General features: G+C 68.3%; 14 protein-coding genes. 12 read left to right on the plus strand and 2 right to left on the minus strand.

Translation table 11 applies throughout. From position 1 onward, the window contains the following. Window positions 1-234 precede the first annotated feature (234 nt). Together OR16_RS35415 and OR16_RS47555 are read right to left on the minus strand one after the other, a co-directional pair. Entirely contained in the window at window positions 235-759 is a 525-nt protein-coding gene (locus OR16_RS35415) for a LysR substrate-binding domain-containing protein (protein ID WP_006163779.1), read from the minus strand. After that, window positions 690-1,079, minus strand: a complete 390-nt coding sequence (locus OR16_RS47555) for a LysR family transcriptional regulator (protein WP_006163780.1) — start codon at window positions 1,077-1,079, stop codon at window positions 690-692. Before OR16_RS47555 ends, OR16_RS35415 begins: the two co-directional genes overlap by 70 nt. A gap of 180 nt (window positions 1,080-1,259) precedes the next feature. Between OR16_RS47555 and OR16_RS35425 the strand changes: the two genes are divergently transcribed. The 12 genes from OR16_RS35425 to OR16_RS35480 all read left to right on the plus strand — a co-directional run. After that, window positions 1,260-2,822 carry a sugar ABC transporter ATP-binding protein gene (locus OR16_RS35425; RefSeq protein WP_006163782.1) on the plus strand — a complete coding sequence of 521 codons (1,563 nt, stop codon included), beginning with the start codon at window positions 1,260-1,262 and terminating at the stop codon, window positions 2,820-2,822. Continuing rightward, window positions 2,809-3,774, plus strand: coding sequence for an ABC transporter permease (locus OR16_RS35430; protein ID WP_006163783.1), 966 nt, complete (start codon window positions 2,809-2,811; stop codon window positions 3,772-3,774). The genes OR16_RS35425 and OR16_RS35430 overlap by 14 nt, the downstream gene beginning before the upstream one ends. A gap of 344 nt (window positions 3,775-4,118) precedes the next feature. After that, window positions 4,119-4,808: an ABC transporter permease gene (locus OR16_RS35435; RefSeq protein WP_050983206.1), complete on the plus strand. Its 690-nt coding sequence runs from the start codon at window positions 4,119-4,121 to the stop codon at window positions 4,806-4,808. Between the two features lie 43 nt (window positions 4,809-4,851). Then, window positions 4,852-5,820 carry a TMAO reductase system protein TorT gene (locus OR16_RS35440; protein WP_006163786.1) on the plus strand — a complete coding sequence of 323 codons (969 nt, stop codon included), beginning with the start codon at window positions 4,852-4,854 and terminating at the stop codon, window positions 5,818-5,820. 60 nt (window positions 5,821-5,880) lie between these two features. Then, entirely contained in the window at window positions 5,881-6,762 is an 882-nt protein-coding gene (locus OR16_RS35445) for a polysaccharide deacetylase family protein (RefSeq protein WP_006163788.1), read from the plus strand. A 41-nt stretch (window positions 6,763-6,803) separates the two neighbouring features. Further along, complete coding sequence (locus OR16_RS35450) at window positions 6,804-7,619, plus strand: aspartate dehydrogenase (RefSeq protein WP_006163789.1); 816 nt, start codon at window positions 6,804-6,806, stop codon at window positions 7,617-7,619. A gap of 34 nt (window positions 7,620-7,653) precedes the next feature. Next, window positions 7,654-8,439, plus strand: coding sequence for an SDR family oxidoreductase (locus OR16_RS35455; RefSeq protein ID WP_006163790.1), 786 nt, complete (start codon window positions 7,654-7,656; stop codon window positions 8,437-8,439). Window positions 8,440-8,465: 26 nt separating this feature from the next. After that, entirely contained in the window at window positions 8,466-9,173 is a 708-nt protein-coding gene (locus OR16_RS35460; RefSeq protein ID WP_006163791.1) for an RraA family protein, read from the plus strand. Beyond that, a complete protein-coding gene (locus OR16_RS35465) occupies window positions 9,166-9,375 on the plus strand; it encodes a hypothetical protein (protein WP_006163793.1) in 210 nt (69 codons plus the stop codon). The genes OR16_RS35460 and OR16_RS35465 overlap by 8 nt, the downstream gene beginning before the upstream one ends. 7 nt (window positions 9,376-9,382) lie before the next feature. After that, on the plus strand, window positions 9,383-10,180 hold the full coding sequence (locus OR16_RS35470; RefSeq protein ID WP_006163794.1) for an amidase family protein: 798 nt from the start codon (window positions 9,383-9,385) through the stop codon (window positions 10,178-10,180). Between the two features lie 117 nt (window positions 10,181-10,297). Further along, complete coding sequence (locus OR16_RS42200; protein WP_081488976.1) at window positions 10,298-10,810, plus strand: amidase family protein; 513 nt, start codon at window positions 10,298-10,300, stop codon at window positions 10,808-10,810. A 107-nt stretch (window positions 10,811-10,917) separates the two neighbouring features. Beyond that, on the plus strand, window positions 10,918-11,538 hold a 621-nt coding region (locus tag OR16_RS35480; RefSeq protein WP_006163797.1), incomplete at its 3' end, for a TetR/AcrR family transcriptional regulator.

Below are 11,538 nucleotides of genomic sequence, written 5' to 3' on the forward strand. Positions count from 1 at the left end.
TCGGTGGAAGCAAGGAAGGAGGATCCGGGCAACGCGGCGTTGCCTTGCCGGACCGTGCAAACGCAGGACGCTAAACACAGAACACAGAGCGTACTCGCGCTTGTCACGACACCATGCTAGTAGCTGTCCCGCTGCGCGGACAAATGACTCCTTGCGCCGCATGCATGCCCTGAGGTCATGCGTGGGTCCGACAGCAACGCCAACCGCAACGCGAACGACACCCCCAACGACAACTCAGATCGACGGCATCGCCGCCACCTCGGCGCGCAGCCAGTTGCGGAACGCCGCAATGGCGTAGTCGTCAGCCCGCTCCTTGCGGTACAGCAAGCAGTAGTCGCCGCCGCTGGTGATGCGCTCACGCACCGGTACGGCCAGCCGGCCCGAGGCGATCTCCTCGGCCACCAGTACGTCGGGCACCAGCGCGATGCCGCGGCCTTCGATGGCGGCCCGCACCGACATGAAGAAATGCCCGAAATGCAGGGCCTGCGCGCCGCTCGCGTAGGGCACGTCCAGCGCGGCAAACCAGTCGGGCCAGGCATGCGCACGGGAGTCGGTGTGAATCAGTGGCAGCCGCGCCAGCGCGGCGGGGCTGGCAGGCAGCCGCCCTTTCACCAGCCCCGGCTTGCACACCGGCACCAAGCTGTCGGGAAACAGCGGCTCCGCGGCCACGCCCTTCCACTCATCCGTCATCACCAGGTCGATGCGCGGCGCGCCCTTGCGTGCCCGCTTGCCTGGCGGCTTGCCCACGCGGATGGCCACGTCCACGCCAGCGTGGGCAGGATGCTGACCAGCAGGCTGCGCGAGCTCCTGGCCCCGGTGAGCTCGCGGGCGACCGTCTCGATCTGGTCGAGCGAGCGCATCACCACGTCGAACAAGCGCGCACCCTGCGGGGTGAGTTCGATGGCGCGCGTCAGGCGGTTGAACAGTTTGAGCCCGTAGTGTGTTTCCAGGTTCTTGATATGCCGGCTGATCGCGCTCTGGGTCACGCACAGCTCGTCCGCAGCCAGCGTGAAACTCATGTGTCGCGCGGCGGCCTCGAAAGCACGCAGCGAAACCAGCGGAGGAAGCGAACGTTTCATGCGGCACCGTGGGGGCGAAGGCCTGGGGCGAGCGACGCATAAGTATAAGTCATGCGTATGTGCAATCAAGTTGTTTGCTGAAAAGATCCGCGACGCCGAGTATTCCCCTCAGGCAAGAAAAAGAGCATCGGCAAAACACAAAAACCTAGACAAAAGACAAAGCCAGAAAAAGGAGTCCACATGACAGCCACGCCCGGCGAGGAGCGCCCCCTGCTCTCGGTATCCGGTCTTTCCAAGCGATTTGGAGCGACCTGCGCATTGCGCGGCGCCGACCTCACCGTGCGCCCCGGAGAGGTGCATGCCTTGATGGGCGAAAACGGTGCAGGCAAGAGTACGCTGGTGAAGATGCTCGTCGGCGCGCTGCGCCCGGATACGGGCACCATCCTGCTGCGCGGCCAGCCGGTGGCCTTTGGCTCCGTGCGCGATGCCATCGCGGCGGGCGTGATTCCCGTGTACCAGCATGCCACCGTGTTCCCGGACCTGACGGTTGAGCAAAACCTGCATGCGTTCGACGTGGCCCGGGCCGGTACGCTGCGCGCTGGCGCCCGCCTGCCGCTGCAACGCTACCTGGACACGGCACGGCGCATCGGGCTGGAGCTCAACCCGCGCCAACTGGTGTCCGGCCTGTCGATGGCGGAGCGGCAGTTGCTCGAGATCGCGCGCGGCGTGGCGCGCAAGTGCGAGGTGCTGATCCTCGACGAGCCAACCGCCGCGCTTAACGCACATGAAGCCGACCGCCTGTTCGCCGCGGTCGCCCGCCTCAAGGACGAAGGCAAGGGCATCGTCTTCATCAGCCACAAGCTGGGCGAGATCAAGCAGGTCTGCGATGCCATCACCGTGCTGCGCGATGGCTTTACGGTGGTGGATGCGGTACCGGTGGCCGCCATGACGCCGCACGAGATCGTCGAGGCCATGGTGGGGCCGGTGGCCGAGCGCACCGCGCGCGCGCTCCCGGCCGTGGGCGACACGCGGCTGCGGGTTGAAGGCATCGCCTGCGGCGACCTGCTGCGCGACGTCACGCTGTCGGTGGGGCGGGGCGAGATCATCGGGCTGGCTGGCCTGATCGGCTCGGGTGCGATCGAGCTGGGCGAAGTGCTGAGCGGCAGCCGGCGGGCTTGCGCCGGTACCATCCGGGTCGACGGCCTGGACATGACGGCGATGTCGCGCCGGCGCTTCAAGCAGGGCGGCGTGGGGCTGATCCCGGCCGACCGCAGCAGCGATGGCATCTTTCCGGGGCTGAACTGCGCCGCCAACGCGGTGGCCTCCACCTACGCATCCATCTCGGATCATCATTTCGTCTCCGATGCCATGGAGGTTGGCGCAAGCGAAGCCCTGTTCGCGTCGCTGCGGGTGCGCCCGGGCGATCCGGCCCTGGATGTCAGCGCGCTGAGCGGCGGCAACCAGCAAAAGCTGCTGGTGATCCGCAACCTGCTGCTGCCCGGGCTGAAGGTCCTGGTGGTGATCGAGCCCACGCGCGGGGTTGACGTGAACGCCCGCGAGGCCATCCACGATGCGCTGGTGGACGCGGCGCGCGGTGGCGTCTGCGTGATCGTGGCGTCCAGCGATATCGACGAGGTGGTGGCCTTGTCGCACCGCATCGTGGTGATGCGCCACGGCCGCATGGCCAGGGTATTTGCGCGCGGCGTGGCGTTACAGCAAGTGATTGCGTGCACCACCGGCGCCAGCGATTGCAATGACAGCATGCAACCCACGCGCGAGGAGGCACATCATGGCATGGCTTAGGAAATGGCCGGCATCGGCCTGGGTCTGCCTGGCGCTGTTCGTGGTCTGCGTGATCGCGGTGCCGCGCTTTGGCACCAGCGGCAACATCTTCAACCTGGCCCGCGTGCTGGCGGTGCTGCTGCTGGTGGCGATCGGCCAGGGCCTGGTGATCGTGGTGCGCGGGCTGGATTTTTCCGTGGGCTCCGGGGTGGCGCTGTTCAGCGTGGTGGCCGTGCTGAGCATGCCGGCTATCGGCGTGGGCGGCGCATTTGCCGCCGGCGCGCTGGCGGTGCTGGCCCTGGGCGCGCTCAATGGCGCGCTGGTTGGTGTCTTGCGCATCCCCGCCTTTCTCGCCACGCTTGGAACCATGATCGCGGTGCACGGCTTGTGCGGCGTGCTGGTGGGCGGCGTGCCGCTGGATGCCCCGGCCAGCGTGGACTTCTCCGCGCTCGGCCGGGGACAGTGGCTGGGCCTGCCGTTGCCGCTGTGGCTGGCAGGCGCCGCGCTGCTGGTCGTGGGCGCACTCACGCGCTACACGGCGCCGGGCCGCGAATGGTATCTGGTTGGCAGCAACCCCGACGCCGCCCACCTGGCGGGAATCGCGGTGAAGCCGCGCGTGCTGCAAGCCTACCTGGCCAACGCCGTGCTGGTGGCGATAGCCGGCGCGGTGCTGACCTCGCGGCTCGGCTCAGGCCAGCCCAACCTCTACCCCAACCTGCCCTTCGAGGCGATCGCCGCGTGCGCCATCGGCGGCATTCCGCTGGGCGGCGGCAAGGGCGGCCCGCTGCACGCGCTGTTTGGTTGCCTGATCCTCGCCATGGTGGGCAATGCGCTGGTGCTGGTCAATTTCCCCAGCTATATCCAGAGCGTCCTGCTTGGCGTGCTGATCCTCGCAGCCGTACTGCTCCAGCAACTGCGTGGCCGCTCGCTGCGCGTGAGCTCGCTGCCCAGCCTTCCTGCCAACGCATCTTGAGCGCACGAACATGAACTCGCAACGACTGATGTCCCTGCCGGCCCGCACCGGCGCCGCCCTGTCAGCCTTCTCGCCGCGCTCTGTGCCCGCACTGCGCAAATCCACCGGCCTGTTCGCCTGCGCGGGCTTGTGGCTGGTGATGGGCGCGATCTCGCCCGGCTTCGCCACCTCGGACAACCTGGCCAATATCGTTTCGCAAAGTGCCGTGCTGCTGTTGCTCGCACTCGGGCAGATGCTGGTGGTAGTCACACGCGGATTCGATATCTCGGTGGGCGCCGTGGCGGTGCTGTCGTCCATCGTGATCGCGCAGACGGCCGCGCAGTTCGGCGAAGTGGTTCGGCGAAGTGCCGGCCATCCTGCTGGGCACGGGCGCCGGGCTGGTGGTGGGGCTCTGCAATGGCTACCTGATCGCGTGCCGCCGCATGGAGCCCATCGTCGTCACGCTGGGCGCCACGCTGATGGTACGCGGGGTGTCGACCATTGTCAGCGGTGGCGCCGACGCGGTGCCGCTGCCGCCGGGCACGATGATCCAGTCGCTGGCCTACGCCGCATGGCTAGGTGTGCCGGCGACGGTGTGGCTGGCCGTGCCGGTGGTGGCGCTGGCCTGGCTGCTGTGCACGCGCCTGCCGTTAGGCCGCTGGTTCTACATGATCGGCAGCCATCCCGATGCGGCTTTGCTGGTAGGGGTGCCCGTGCGCACCGCTGGCGTGCTGGCCTATGGACTGTGCGGCACGCTGGCCGGGCTGGCAGCGGTGTTCCTGCTGGCGCGCAGCGGTGCCGCGGTGGCGGTCGACGGCGCAGGCATGGAGCTGCAGGCCATTGCCGCCTGCGTGATCGGCGGCGTGGCGCTCAGCGGCGGCAAGGGCGCCGTGTGGCAGGTCATGGCGGGCACGCTGTTCATCCAGGCCTTGCTCAACGGGCTGAACCTGCTCGGCACCTCGCCCTTTGCCTCCGAGATCGTACTCGGTGCGGTCATCGTATCCGCGGGCTTGCTCGAATACCTGATGCGCAGGGTGGGATCGCGCCAGGACTGAATTCTTACCTTCACCGCAACGACATCGAACAGGAGCTTGAATCATGAAGCGAATCAGCATTCCCCGGCTGCGGGCCGCCATCGCCCTGGCAGGCGCCGTGCTGGCATGCGGGCCGGCCATGGCGCAGAAAGCGCTGACGATCGGCTACGCCACGCCGGACTTGTCATCGTCGTTCTGGATCTCGATGACCTACGGCGTGGAGGACGAGGCGAAGAAGCTCGGCGTGGCGCTGGTCAAGCTCAACGCGGGCGGCGATGCCAACGTCAACGTCCAGATCTCGCAGTTGCAGGACCTCGCGCAGCGCAAGGTCGACGCCATCGTGGTCGGCGCCACCAACGGCGATGCCATCCGCGGCGCGGTGGAACATGCCATTGGCAAGGGCATCCCGGTGGTCGGCCTGTCGAGCGTGCCCAACAGCGACAAGCTGGCCTCCAGAATCAGCGCGGACCACTACGACATGGGCCGCCTGCAGGCCCAATGCCTTGGCAAGGCGCTCAACGGCAAGGGCGCGGTGGGCATGATCTCCCAGCAGCAGGGGCAAACCTGGGCCGACCTGCGGCGCCAGGGCTTCCTGGAAACCGTCAAGGCGGAGTATCCCGGCATCAAGGTGGTCGCGGAGTCGCGCAGCGCGGTCACGCGCAACGGCGCCATCAACCTGGTGGACGACTGGCTGCAGCGCTTTCCCGAGATGAACGGCATCTACTCCGCGGTGGACGACTCGGCGGCGGGCGCGGCGCTGGCGGTCAAGTCCGCCCATCGCGAGGACGTCAAGATCAGCGCCTCCAACCTCAGCCCCACCGCGCAGCAGATGTTGCAGAACGGCGAGCTGGCCTGCTCGTCCGTGCAGCAGATCGTCACGCAGGGCCGCGAGGCGCTCAGGCAGGCCGTGGCCGCCGCCCGCAAGGAGAGCACGACAGCGGTCGTGCGCACGCCCTCCATCATGGCAACGCGCGACAACCTCGCCAGGCTCGATCTTTCCCTGATCACCGCGCCGAAGGACTATCGTCCATGACGCCGCGGCGCCATTCGATTCCGCGTTACTCACACTCACTCATCCAGCCAGGTTAACGCCATGCTCGCTTCTCACGATCGTTTTCCCTATTCACCCATCGTCGAGCGCCCGCAGTTCGACTGGCCCGGTGGCAGCCGCCTGGCGGTGCATCTGTGCCTGAACCTGGAGCACTTCGCCTACAACACCGGGGGCGGCATCTCCTACTCGCCCGGCATCCCGCACCCCAACACCTACAACTGGGGCTGGCGCGAATACGGCAACCGGGTTGGCGTGTGGCGCATCATCGCGCTGTGCGACAAGCTCGGCATCCCGCTGTCAGTGCTCCTCAACTCCGAATGCTATGCGCACTGTCCGCAGGTGATCGACGCGCTGCGCAAGCGCGGCGACGAGATCCTGGGCCACGGGCGCACCAACTCCGAGCAGCAGAACAACTTCTCCGAAGCCGAGGAGCGCGAGCTGATCCGCGAGGTGACCGAAGCCATCGCCCACCACGAGGGGAAGCCGCCCGCGGGCTGGCTCAGCCCCGGTGTCAATCCCAGCAATGTCACGCCCGACCTGCTGCAGGAAGCTGGCTACCGCTACATCCTCGACTGGCCGATGGATGACCAGCCGGTGTGGATCAACACGCGCGGCGGGCGCCTGCTCAGCATCCCCTATCCGCACGAGGTCAACGATATCCCCGCCATCGCCCTGCACGATGCCACGGCGAGCGAGTTCGCCGACATCATCATCGATAACTTCGACGAGATGCTGGAGCAAAGCGTGGAGCAGCCGCTCGTCTACGGTATTTCCATCCACGCCTTCCTGGTCGGCCAGCCCTACCGGCTGCGGCAGTTCCGCCGGGCGATGGAGCACATCCTGCGCCATCGCGACCGGATCTGGCTGACCACCACGGGCGCCATCGCCCAGCACTACATTGGCCTGCCGGCGCAAGACGCCTGAGGCAAACCAAGCAACAAGATCATCAAACAGGAGATCACACAATGTCATTCGACAAGGAACTGCGGATCGGCATCGCCGGGCTCGGCGCGGTCGGCAAGAAGCTCGTCGCGCAACTCGATGCAGGCGTGTTCGGCCTGCGGCTGGCAGCCGTGGCCGTGCGCGACAAGCAGAAGGCGGCACAAACGCTGCAAGGCCTGCGCAACGAGGTTGCCATCGTCGGGCTCGGCGAGCTGGCCGACCTGGCGGACGTGGTGATCGAGTGCGCGCCGGCGGAACTTGTCGGCGAGATCGCGGAGCCGGTGCTGCGTGCGGGCAAGACGATGATCGTGCTGAGCTGCGGGGCGCTGCTTGACCGCATGGACCTGGTGGAGCTGGCACGCGCCCACGGGGGCCAGATCATCGTGCCGACCGGCGCGCTGCTGGGCCTGGATGCGGTGACGGCGGCAGCGGAGGGCGTCATCCATTCCGTGCGCATGATCACACGCAAGCCCGTGCGTGGCCTGGTCGGGGCGCCGTTCCTGGTGGAGAACAACATCCATATCGACGACGTGACGGCGCCGATCCAGATCTTCTGCGGCACGGCCCGCGAGGCAGCCAAGGGCTTCCCCGCGAACCTCAACGTGGTGGTTGCGCTGGCGCTGGCCGGTGTCGGCCCGGACAAGACCCACCTGGAAATCTGGGCGGACCCGGCGCTGACCCGCAACACCCACGAGATCGTGGTGGATTCCGACGCCGCCTCGTTCTCGATGAGCATCCAGAACATTCCCACTGAAAACCCCAAGACCGGGCGTATCACGGCGCAAAGCGTGCTGGCGGTATTGCGCAAGCTGCGCAGCCCGCTGCGCGTGGGTACGTGAACGCAAATAGAGAAGACCAAACAGGAGCAACAACATGGACCTAGGCATCAAGGGGCGCATCGCGCTGGTCATGTCTGCGGGCGGCGGGCTGGGATCTGCCATCGCGCTGGCGCTCGCGGGACAAGGGGCGGCGGTTGCCGTATCGGACCAGAACCAGGAGGCCCTGGACGATACGGTGGCCCGCATCCGCGCAGCCGGCGGCCAGGCCCACGGCGTGCGCGCCGATCTTGCCGACCTGGCGAGCGTGACGGCCATGGTGGAGCAGGTCAGGAGCACGCTGGGCGACCCGGACATCCTGATCAACAACTCCGGCGGCCCGCCGCCATCCACGGCCGCGCAGGTGGCGCCGGAGCAGTGGCGCAAGCAGTTCGAATCGATGGTGCTGTCGCTGATGCATCTCACGGACCTGCTGCTCCCGGCCATGCAGCGCAAGGGCTGGGGCCGCATCGTTACCAGCGCCTCATCCGGCGTGATCGCGCCCATTGCCAACCTTGGCATGTCCAACACCTTGCGCATGGCCTTGCTGGGATGGTCGAAGACCCTGGCCAACGAGGTGGCCGGCCACGGCATCTGCGTCAACGTGGTGCTGCCCGGGCGCATCGCCACGGACCGCATCCGCGCGCTGGACGAAGCCCGTGCCGTACGCGAAGGCAAGACCTACGATGACATCGTGGCGGCCAGCACCGGTTCGATTCCCGCCGGGCGCTACGGCCGGCCCGAGGAGTACGGTGACGTGGTGGCCTTCCTGGCCAGCGAGCGCGCCTCCTTTGTCACCGGCTCCGTCGTGCGCGTCGACGGCGGCATGATCCCCAGTATCTGAGCACTTATCTCCCGAGGAAGCACAGCATGGAAACCACCCACGTAGCCCACGACGCCGCCCGCGGCGCCGCCGAGCGCGAAGCAATCCGCCAGCGATTCCTGAAGGTCGACACCTCCAACGTTGCCGACGTGCTCGACACGCTCGGCCTGTTCGACCAGGGCCTCTCGTCCGCCTTTACGCCTTTCCCCGCCAATGGCGGCAAGCTGGCAGGCTGGGCCTACACCATCCGCGGCCAGATGTCGCCGTACGCGCTCGGTGGCGACCCGGACAAGATGAAGGCCTGCGCGGGCGTGTCCGCCGGCGATGTCACGGTCTGGAGCGGCGACGGCGAAGGCGTCTGCTACTTCGGCGAGCTGATCGCCATCGGCATGAAGGAGCGCGGCTGCGTCGGCTCGCTGATCGATGGCGGCATTCGCGATATCCGCTGGATCGCCGCGCAGGCTTTCCCGGTGTTCGCGCGTTACCGCACGCCGGTGCAGTCGATTGCGCGCTGGAAGGTCAACGGATGGCAAGTGCCCGTGAGCATCCGCGGCGCGACCTCGCAATGGGTGCAGGTACGCCCGGGCGACTTTGTGCTGGGCGACGAGGACGGCGTGCTGGTGATCCCGCACGAGGTGCTCGACACTGTGCTGCTCCAGGCGGAGCGCCTGACCGAGCAGGAGCGCAGCATCCGCGTGGAACTGCAGCAAGGGCTCAGCCTGGCCGATGCGCTGGCCAAGTACGGGCATGTCTGAGCTCGCGGCACGGGCGGCGCAGGTAGCGCAGCGCGCGGCGGATCTCGGGCTGCTGCTGGATTGCCGCCGCTGCGGCGAGATCGCGGCTGCGGCCACGCCGGTGCTGCAAGCCGTGCATGCCTTGCCGGCGGGCGACGCCGCGCCTGTGGCGCCAACGCTGCCGTACGCGCACTGGCTGCGGCAATGCGCCGCCGCGCGTTAGGAGGACGATGAGCGACCCCAGCCTCCTGAGCGTGGCCGAGTTGCGACTAGCGCTGGCCCAACGGCGCCTGTCGCCCTCCGCGCTGGTGCAAGCCTGCCTGCGGCGGGCCGCGGCCGCGCACACCGCCACGCATTGCTTTGCCGCGCTGGACGACGCAGGCGCGCTCGCCCGCGCCATCCGGCTGGAGAGCCGCAGCCCTCCCGGCGCTGCCCAGGCGCCGCTCTGGGGCATCCCGTTCGCCCATAAGGATGTGCTGGCCGCCCCCGCTCGGCCGCCGCGCGCGGGCTCGTTGTTCGACGACCTGATCGACGATCCGGCGGCGGCGCGAAGGCCAGCGGCCGTGCTCGAAGCGCTGCACCTGTCCGGCGCGATCGGCCTGGGCGCCACCGCGCTCGATGAGCTCAGCTACGGCGCCACCGGCCTGAACGATCACTACGGCCACTGCCGCAACCCGTGGGATCCGCGCTGCATCACCGGCGGTTCGTCGGGCGGCGCGGCGGCGGCTGTGGCGGCGCGCGCGGTGCCGTTCGCCATCGCGGCGGACACCGGTGGCTCGATCCGCATCCCGGCATCGATGTGCGGCGTGGTCGGGCTGAAACCCACCTGGGGCCGCATCTCCACGCGCGGCTCGGTCCCGCTGTCGCCGTCGCAGGACACGCTCGGCGTCATCGCGCCGCGGTGCTCGACGCGCTGGATCCGACAGCCGCGCTGGCCGCACGCTCGAGCGCGGCAGCAGCCTGCACAGCCCGCTGGCGGGCCTGCGCATCGGCATTGCCCGGCACCCGTTCTTCGAGGTCGCGCATGATGACGGCGCTACGGTGATTGCCCGCGCCCTGCTAGCGTTCGAGTCGCTGGGCGCCCGCTTGCATGAGCAGGCCGTGCCCGGCGTCGAGGCCTGCGATGCGGCGGCCACCGTGGTGACATGGAGCGAGGCGACAGCGCTCCACGGCAAGCGCCTGCGTGGCCACTCGCCTGGCTTGGCCCATGCCACGCGGCTACGCCTGGAGACGGCGCGTGGCGGCCGCTCCCGAGGACTTACGCGCGCGCCCTGGCCTACCGGCCGCTGGCCCTGCGGCGTTTTGTCGATCACGTCTTCTCGGCATGCGACGTGCTGGTGGCGCCCAGCGTTGCCGTGCCGACGCCGCGGATCGCATCCGTGGCGCAAGACGCCGCGCAAGCGGTGCGCGTGACAACCTCGCTGCTGCGCGCCAACCGCTGCATCAGCTATCTCGGCCTGCCTGCCGTGTCGCTGCCGGTGGGATTCACGCCTGACGGCCTTCCCGTTGGCTTGCAGCTGATCGGCAGGCCCTGGGCCGAGGGCGCCCTGCTTGCCGCCTGCGCCGCATTCCAGCAAGCCACCCACTGGCACCAGATCGAACCCGTGCTCGATGGCCCGGAGGTGGCCGGCATCGGGGCGGAGCCGGGCAACGGGTAAGCACGCGAAGGCCAAGCCGGCGCGATGGTAGACTCGGCACAGCCCCAACCCGCGCGGCCACCACTATAATCCGCGCTCCCGGCCAACCATCGCAGATATCTCGCCTCATGCCCAAGGAAACAGCGCAAGCCCGCCCGACACGCCGGTATGTGGAGAAGCGCGAGGCGATCCTCGACGCCGCTGCGCGGCTGTTCAACCGCAAGGGCTTGCGCGGCGCCACGCTTTCGGACGTGGCGCAGGAAGTCGGCCTGAGCACCAACAGCATCACCTACTACTACCGCAAGAAGGAAGACCTGGTGGTGGCGTGCCTGATGCGCACCATCGACGAAATAGCGGGCATCGCCGACGCCACGGCCGGCGAGCCGCGGCCGCAGGCCAGGGTGCGCCGCTTCATCGCGCTCTTTTTTGAGCGGCTGGCCAGGACGGCCACGGGCGAGCGTCCCGAGTTGATGAGCTTTCGCGAGATCCGCTCGCTGCCAGACACCCACGCGGATGTCGCCTTCGCGGCCTACACGGACATGTTCCGGCGCATCCGCAAGCTGTTGCGCAGCGACACGCCCAAGGACCCCGCGCAACGCAGCGCCCTGAGCGCGGCGGCGCACCTGTTGCTGTCGCTGACCAGCGGCGCGATGACATGGGTGGAGCGCTACGAGCCAGAGGACTATCCGAAACTGGCGGATACGGTCGTGGATATCCTGCTCAACGGCTTTGCGTCGCCGTCGTCGCGA

The organism is Cupriavidus basilensis OR16 (assembly GCF_000243095.1).
In the GTDB taxonomy this organism is placed as follows: Bacteria; Pseudomonadota; Gammaproteobacteria; order Burkholderiales; family Burkholderiaceae; genus Cupriavidus; species Cupriavidus basilensis_D.

What these genes read in the sequence shown, in the direction of transcription:
- OR16_RS47555 (WP_006163780.1), bottom strand. Translation starts at nt 1,079, where the DNA reads ATGAAACGTTCGCTTCCTCCGCTGGTTTCGCTGCGTGCTTTCGAGGCC.
- OR16_RS35425 (WP_006163782.1), top strand. Translation starts at nt 1,260, where the DNA reads ATGACAGCCACGCCCGGCGAGGAGCGCCCCCTGCTCTCGGTATCCGGT.
- OR16_RS35430 (WP_006163783.1), top strand. Translation starts at nt 2,809, where the DNA reads ATGGCATGGCTTAGGAAATGGCCGGCATCGGCCTGGGTCTGCCTGGCG.
- OR16_RS35440 (WP_006163786.1), top strand. Translation starts at nt 4,852, where the DNA reads ATGAAGCGAATCAGCATTCCCCGGCTGCGGGCCGCCATCGCCCTGGCA.
- OR16_RS35445 (WP_006163788.1), top strand. Translation starts at nt 5,881, where the DNA reads ATGCTCGCTTCTCACGATCGTTTTCCCTATTCACCCATCGTCGAGCGC.
- OR16_RS35450 (WP_006163789.1), top strand. Translation starts at nt 6,804, where the DNA reads ATGTCATTCGACAAGGAACTGCGGATCGGCATCGCCGGGCTCGGCGCG.
- OR16_RS35455 (WP_006163790.1), top strand. Translation starts at nt 7,654, where the DNA reads ATGGACCTAGGCATCAAGGGGCGCATCGCGCTGGTCATGTCTGCGGGC.
- OR16_RS35460 (WP_006163791.1), top strand. Translation starts at nt 8,466, where the DNA reads ATGGAAACCACCCACGTAGCCCACGACGCCGCCCGCGGCGCCGCCGAG.
- OR16_RS35465 (WP_006163793.1), top strand. Translation starts at nt 9,166, where the DNA reads ATGTCTGAGCTCGCGGCACGGGCGGCGCAGGTAGCGCAGCGCGCGGCG.
- OR16_RS35470 (WP_006163794.1), top strand. Translation starts at nt 9,383, where the DNA reads ATGAGCGACCCCAGCCTCCTGAGCGTGGCCGAGTTGCGACTAGCGCTG.
- OR16_RS42200 (WP_081488976.1), top strand. Translation starts at nt 10,298, where the DNA reads ATGGAGCGAGGCGACAGCGCTCCACGGCAAGCGCCTGCGTGGCCACTC.